At 69.0% G+C, this 2,438-nt stretch carries 2 protein-coding genes and 1 pseudogene; 2 read left to right on the forward strand and 1 reads right to left on the reverse strand.

The annotated features are described in order from the left end of the window. Nucleotides 1-196: pseudogene (locus G6019_RS05970) on the forward strand (dihydrolipoamide acetyltransferase); the annotation flags it as partial. 73 nt (nt 197-269) lie between these two features. On the opposite strand, the gene G6019_RS05975 reads toward G6019_RS05970, so the two are convergent. Further along, nucleotides 270-2,087: an NAD(P)/FAD-dependent oxidoreductase gene (locus tag G6019_RS05975; protein ID WP_182627202.1), complete on the reverse strand. Its 1,818-nt coding sequence runs from the start codon at nt 2,085-2,087 to the stop codon at nt 270-272. A 68-nt stretch (nt 2,088-2,155) separates the two neighbouring features. Between G6019_RS05975 and G6019_RS05980 the strand changes: the two genes are divergently transcribed. Beyond that, on the forward strand, nt 2,156-2,438 hold a 283-nt coding region (locus G6019_RS05980; protein ID WP_206681810.1), incomplete at its 3' end, for a hypothetical protein.

Genomic DNA, 2,438 nt, shown 5'->3' on the forward strand with positions numbered 1-2,438 from the left:
CGCCCCGGCCGCGCCGGCGGAGACGTCACCCGCCGAGCCCACGACGGCGCCGGACACGGCGACCGAGGAGCCGAAGACCGACACCCCGGCATCCGACGACACGGCCGCCGAGGCGAAGGCACCGGCGGCGCCCGGGAAGGCCAACTCGATCCCCCGGTCGACGAAGCCGGGCGGTTACGGCCTGTCCCTCGGCTGACCTCCCGTCACACGCACTGCGGCCCGTGATCGAGACCTCGATCACGGGCCGCAGTGCTCTTCCGGCTCCGCCATCAACAGGTGTGGTGCGTCTGCTGGACCTCGTACACTGGGGTGGGCACGCCCTCCATCCTCGCCTTGATCTGCAGGGCCAGGTACTTGGAGTAGTGGCGGGACTGGTGCAGGTTGCCGCCGTGGATCCAGAGCTGGTCGACGTTCGTCGGCTTCCACATGTTGCGCAGCTCCCCTTCCCAGGGCCCGGGATCCCGGGTGGTGTCGGAGCCGTATCCCCAGACCTTGCCCACCCGGTCGGCGACGTCCTGGGACACCAGATCGGTCAGCCACTGGTTCATCGAGCCGTAGCCGGTGGCGTAGACGATGAGGTCGGCGGGCAGGATCGTCCCGTCGTCCAGCTCCACCCCGTCGGGGTGGATCCGCGTCACCTGACCGCGCGCCAACGCGACCTCGCCGTCGATCACCAGCTGACTGGCACCGACGTCGATGTAGTATCCCGAGCCGCGACGGAGGTACTTGAGAAACAGGCCGGAGCCGTCCTCTCCGAAGTCCAGCTCGAATCCGGCGTCCCGGAGCCTGCCGTAGAACTCGGCGTCCTTCTCCGCCATCTGCTCGTAGACGGGGATCTGCACCCCGGGGAGCAGCCGGTAGGGCCAGGAGGCGAAGAGCATGTCGGCCTTCTCGGTCGTCACGCCGGCCTCGAGGGCCTCCTCGGAGTACAGGGGTCCGAGCGCGAGTGACATGAGCGAGTCACTTCTCGCGATGTGGGTGGACGAGCGCTGAACCATGGTGACCTGGGCGCCGTGGTCCCACAGCGCGGCACAGATGTCGTGCGCGGAGTTGTTCGAGCCGATCACCACGGCCCGCTTACCCTCCACGTCCCCCTCACCCGTGAACTCGGAGGAGTGCCACTGCTCCCCCGCGAACGACTCGGCGCCCTCGACGTGAGGGATGTTGGGGTAACCGGAGACCCCGAGGGCGAACACCAGCTGGGTGGGTCGGAGTTCGACCCTCTCACCGCGCCGGTCCACCTCGACACGCCAGGTGCCGGACTGGTCGTCGAAGTCCGCGTTGAGACACTGCGTGCCGGACCAGTAGTCGAGCTCCATGATCGCGGTGTAGTGCTCCAGCCAGTCCCCGACCTTGTCCTTCGAGGGGAACACGGGCCAGTCGTCGGGGAAGGGGATGTACGGGAGATGGTCGTACCAGACCGGATCGTGGAGGTGGAGCGACTTGTAGCGCTTGCGCCACGAGTCGCCGGCCCGCTCGTTCTTCTCGATCACCAGGGTCGGCACGCCCAGGCGCTTGAGTCGGGCCGCGAGTCCGATCCCGCCCTGCCCGCCACCGATGATCACCGTGTACGGCTGCTCGGTGTAGCCGAGCGTCTCCTGACGTTCCCGCTTCCGCTCGAGCCAGGTCTTGCGCCCCCTCCGGATGACGTGTTCGACGCCCTGCTCCCGGGTCCGACGCCTCTTCTCCTCGTGGCCTCTGAGCTCCTGCATCGTGGTCAGGAGGGTCCAGGCCCTGCCGTCACGCAGTCGGAGGTGGGCCCATCCGCGGCCGGCCACGGTCTCGAAGCTCACCCACGCCTCGACCACACCGTCCGACGCGCTCGCGGGTTCGTCGAGCGACCAGTCGGAGGGCGAGACCGCGACGAGCTGGGAGTCGAGCATCCGGCGGATCTGCTCGCGTCCCTCGAGTGTCTTGAGGTTCCACGTGAAGGCCACGAAGTCACGCCAGTACCCGTCGGGCTCGAACAGCTGCGCGGCCCGGTCGGAGTCCCCCGCCCGGAGGGCGTCGTCGAACTCCGCGAGCCAGAAGGTGATCGTCTCGTCCGGCCCACCTCGCTCGGTGGGGACGGCTGTCGTCTGGGTCATGTCCGCTCCTTCGTGTCGTGTAGCTTCGGCGATGACGTAGATCACACTTTTGTCCCCAGGGGGTGGCAATGTCGTTGCACCCGGCCCTCAGGTTCTCCGACCCCCGGGCCTTCGCCGAGCGCTCGATCCGGGCCCACGGGATCGCGCTCGCCGGTGGCGCGACCTCGGATCTCGACACGCGGGTGCTGCGGGCGTGGAGGCGTAGCGGTGCGGCCGGGATATCGCCGGATCAGGAGTTGCCCGCGCGCGTCCTCAGCCGTGAGCAGGTAACGGACGCGCGTGGGCGCACGCCGCTGCGGCACATCGCGGCCGACGTGGTGGCCTCGGTGTCCGACACGTCGGCCGCGGGCC

The organism is Dietzia sp. DQ12-76 (genome assembly GCF_014145045.1).
GTDB lineage: Bacteria > Actinomycetota > Actinomycetes > Mycobacteriales > Mycobacteriaceae > Dietzia.